The following is a 4,527-nucleotide window of genomic DNA, read 5'->3' as shown; positions in this document are numbered from 1 at the left end:
GAAGAATTATTTTCGGATCTACCAGATCTAGTCGAGCGCAATCTTTTATTGGAATTCTTAAAAACAGCAATTGACTATATTCCTTATACTCAAGTTATTCTGTCATTAAGGGAAGACTCTCTACACTATCTATTAGAATTTCAACGTTCACAAAAAATAGATAATATCAAGTACATATTAAGCCAAGACATTCTTTATTATTTAGGAAATTTGTCTCGCCAAGAGAGTGCTAATTTTATATATCAATTAACAAGAAAACATCGGTTTTATTTAGATAAACAATTGATTTATAAACTTGTGAATGATTTAGCTGGAGAGCTGGGTGAAGTTCGTCCAATTGAGTTACAGATTGTGGGATTACAATTGCAAGAAGAGAAAATTAATAAACTGGTTGAGTATCAAGCAATCGGTTCTAAAGAAAAGCTATTGGAGCGATTTTTAGCTGGAGTTGTTAAAGACTGTGGTTATTGGAATAAACGTGAGGCAAGACTAGTTTTATACCTCCTAACAGATGAAAATAACACTCGACCACTCAAGTCTAGGGCAGAGTTAGGATCGGGTTTATTGGATCTCGGAGTAGGAGAGACAGAAAACCTAGATTTAATATTAGAGATCTTCGTCAACTCAGGATTGGTTTTACTTTTGCCAGAATTTTCGACTGCGCATTATCAATTAGTACACGACTATCTAGTTCCTATTATTCGTCAATCGACAGGAACTTTAATAATCACTGAATTGGAACAAGAGAGACTAGCAAGAAAAGAGTTGGAACGAAGTAAAGTAAGACTAGAAGAGGCGTTAAGAGAAGAGGCGTTATCTAAAAGCCGATTTAGATCATCAGTGGTAAAAACATTGATTAGTCTGGTAGTATTAATACTATTTACCGGACTACTATTTGCGAGACAAGTTAAAATACGAAACACTTTTGCTCTTGATCAATCCTCGGACTCCCTATTTAACAGAAATAGGGAGTCACTTGAGCCACTAATAGCAGCTTTAAAGGCAGGAAGACCACTTAAGTCAGCAATGGTAGTAGGAACCGATACCCGAACTCAGACTTTAGCTGCATTACAGCAAGCCCTTTATGGAGTCAGAGAGCGCAATCGTTTAGAAGATCATAAAAGTTGGGTTAATAGCCTCAGTTTCAGTCCTGATGGTGAAATCCTTGCCACTGGTAGTGCTGATGGTACCGTCAAACTCTGGAATAGAGATGGTAAACTACTAAATACCCTCCAGGGAAATACAGATATAGTCAATAGCATAAGTTTTAGTCCTGATGATAGCATCCTTGCCACTGGCAGTGCTGATGGGACAGTTAAACTCTGGAATAGAGACGGTAAATTACTCAAAACCTTCGAGGGAGATGAAGCTGGGGTTACAAGTATCGGTTTCAGCCCTGACGGTGAGCTTATTGTCATTAGTAGTAGTGACGGAATAGTAAAATTGTGGGACAAACAAGGCAACCCAATGGGGCAACCCTTTCCAATACAGAACGCTAGTATTACGAGTCTCAGTTTCAGCCGTGACGGTAAAGTGATTGCCAGTGGTAGTCGCAACGGAATAGTAAGATTGTGGAACAGAAAAGGCAACCCAATGGGGCAAACCTTTATGGGGAATAAAGCTGATGTTACAAGTATCAGTTTCAGCCCTGATGGTAAGACCCTTGCCACTGCCAGTCTGGATGGAGCTGTTAGACTTTGGAATCTTAAAGGACATGAAATTCTTACTCTCCAGAGTTCTGGTGCCATAATCAGCACCGTTAGCTTCAGTTCTGATGGTAAGACAATTGCCACTGGCAGTTTAGATGGAACTGTTAAGCTCTGGAGTCGGAAAGGTCAGGAACTCCAAATCTTGCGAGGTCATAATAGAGGGATTACAAGTATTAGTTTCAGTCCTGATGGTAAAATTTTAGCCACTGCCAGCAAAGACTTTAGTGTCAGACTCTGGAGCGTTGAGGGCTATGATCTCGAAACCCAAACCCTATTTGGGCATCAGGCTGCAGTTGATAGAGTCAGCTTTAGTCCCGACGGTAAGTTAATTGCGAGTGGTAGCTTTGATAGAACTGTTAAAGTATGGAATCGGGACGGTGTACTAATCACGACCTTTACAGGACATCAAGGTACAGTCACAAGTCTTAGTTTCAGCCCTGATGGAAAATTCCTTGCCAGTGCTGGTTCGGATGGAACGATCAAGCTATGGCCTCTGGAAGATAAAGAAATAGCAAGCTTCGGAGGTCATACGGACTGGGTTAATAGTGTTAGTTTTAGCCGAGATGGGAAGTTCCTTGCCAGTGCTAGTAAGGATGGAACCGTAAAACTCTGGAATTTAGAGACGAAAGAAGAAATCCACACTCTCCAGGGGCATGAAGATGATGTTGACAGTGTGGAATTGAGCCCTAATGGCAAAATCCTCGCTACTGCTAGTAAGGATGGAAGCGTAAAACTCTGGAATTTGAGCGGTGAAGAACTTGAAACTCTCACGGGGCATAGGGCTGCGGTGATTAGCCTCAGTTTTAGCTCTGACGGTCAGACCCTTGGCACTGCCAGTTTGGATGGAACTATTAAACTCTGGAATTTGCAAGGTCAGGAACTGGCAACTCTCAAGGGACATAGTGGGGAAGTCAATAGCCTCAGTTTTGGTCCCGACGGTTTCATACTTGCCAGTGGTAGCAGTGACGGGACAGTCAAACTCTGGTTTAGATACGGTACACTACTTGAAACACTCCAGAGTAGTGGTGCTGCCATCAACAGTGTTAGCTTCAGCCCTGATGGCAAGACTCTTGCTACTGCTAGTGACCATAAAACTGTAATCTTGTGGAATATTGATCTCGCTCTAAGTAGTCTAGATGATCTACTGCGACGTGGTTGCGATTGGGCTGGGGATTATCTGAAGAATAACCCGAATGTAAGTGAACGCGATCGCACTCTTTGTGAAGGCATCAACTAAAAAGCACACGCACTGGTATTATTGTGATTCATCCTACCGTGGGCAGTGCCTACCAAGGGGATTGGCAATCACATGAATCTGTCGAAAGCACTGCCCACCCTACATGAACTAAAAAGGGAACGCACTCCCCTCTCCCGACACCTCTGTTTCCCTACAAAAGCCCCAGATTCTGATTAGACGTAAAACCAGGAAAGATTTGGGCTAAATTGGAGTCTCCAATCTCCATATGTTCCCTGAGCAAAGGCATCAGCACCTCACGAAAATCCGTAGTTACTGCTAAGTCCCGTTTTTCATACAACTGGGATTCCGCCAAACCCGGCCACTCTCCATAGACCTTACCACCGCGAACTCCTCCACCCAAGACCCACATCACATTCCCGTGTCCATGGTCAGTACCCTTGTTACCATTCTCTGCCAGGGTACGACCAAATTCTGACATCACCACAATTACAGTATCCGCATAAATCGGTTCTAAGGCTTTGACTAGAGTAGCCAACCCTTGTCCAAGAGGCTTAAGTTTTCGAGCCAGCTGTCCTTGACTACCGCCCTGGTTAACATGGGTATCCCAGTCACCTAAGGCCAAAAATGCCAGTTGGGTCTTAGCATCCCCCACCATCAGCTTGGCTAATTTGCGGCTATCACCAACAAATTTAGAGGAAGGTGGTGCTCCCCGGTTAGCTGCCATCATTTCTTCCTTTAGCTCAGCCAGCAGTATCTTCCGTGCTTCACTTCCTTCCTGATAAGCCCGATTAATCGCATCATTACCACGATAGAGCTGATCAAAAGCAGCATCAATTTGGGGACGGTCTACAGGCAGCTTGTGATTATAATTTCTGCCCATCGGTAAATTAGCCACTGGCATCTGACCGGATAGAATCCGTGGCGTTGTTGTGCCCATATTCACGGCTTGAGTTGGTATTTCCTTGGGAATCGTCCCTAATAGTCGATTCATCCAGCCATCATCTGTACTCTTAATGCCTGGGGTGCCACTTTCCATGTAATCCTGAGCATCGAAATGGGAGCGAGTGGAGTCTGGTGAACCACTGGCGTGAACAAAGGCTAAACTTTTCTGTTTCCAAAGAGGCATCAGATCAGCTAGAGCTGGATGTAAGCCAAAGTAACCATCTAAATCCAAGACTCCCCCTTTTTCCCCGGTGCGAGGAATGGCAATTCTCGGTCGCGCTTGGTAGTAATCAGCATCTTGGTATGGCACAACTACATTCAGTCCATCTATGCCACCCCGCAGGAAAATAACAATCAGTCGCTTACGGTGATTAGTATTTGCCGTATTTGCTAATCCTCTGGCTACCCAACTCCCCATAGAGATAAGTCCCCCAGCAGTTAGAAGGCTAGCTTGTTGTAATAATTTGCGTCTTTTCATGGTTGGTTTTTATAGGATAGGGAACAGGGAATCGGGAATCGGGAATCGGGAATCGGGAATCGGGAATCGGGAATCGGGAATCGGGAATCGGGAATCGGGAATCGGGAATCGGGGGAAGAGTATGGGTTGTGGTAGATAAATGTGATCGCAGATGGCTATGGTCGGTAAATGCGAACGCGCCCCGCGTGACAAGCAGGTCA

The 4,527-nt window shown here is 44.2% G+C and carries 3 protein-coding genes; 1 reads left to right on the top strand and 2 read right to left on the bottom strand.

Annotation, left to right across the window (positions count from 1 at the left end; genetic code table 11):
• The coding region (locus tag F6J94_RS30740; protein ID WP_293047210.1) for a WD40 repeat domain-containing protein at nt 1-2,946 on the top strand (2,946 nt) is incomplete at its 5' end.
• 151 nt (nt 2,947-3,097) lie between these two features.
• Here F6J94_RS30740 and F6J94_RS30735 read toward each other — a convergent pair.
• Together F6J94_RS30735 and F6J94_RS30730 are read right to left on the bottom strand one after the other, a co-directional pair.
• Nucleotides 3,098-4,327 carry a DUF1501 domain-containing protein gene (locus tag F6J94_RS30735; protein ID WP_293047207.1) on the bottom strand — a complete coding sequence of 410 codons (1,230 nt, stop codon included), beginning with the start codon at nt 4,325-4,327 and terminating at the stop codon, nt 3,098-3,100.
• Between the two features lie 9 nt (nt 4,328-4,336).
• Nucleotides 4,337-4,527, bottom strand: a 191-nt coding sequence (locus tag F6J94_RS30730; protein WP_293047206.1) for a hypothetical protein, incomplete at its 5' end; no start/stop codon positions are given.

The organism is Moorena sp. SIO1F2, from assembly GCF_010672755.1.
GTDB lineage: Bacteria > Cyanobacteriota > Cyanobacteriia > Cyanobacteriales > Coleofasciculaceae > Moorena.
Note: the sequence above shows the minus strand (reverse complement) of the source record. Positions and strands in the feature narration are given on the sequence as shown.

Coding starts and splice junctions, on each gene's coding strand:
- F6J94_RS30735 (WP_293047207.1), bottom strand. CDS start 4,327: ATGAAAAGACGCAAATTATTACAACAAGCTAGCCTTCTAACTGCTGGG.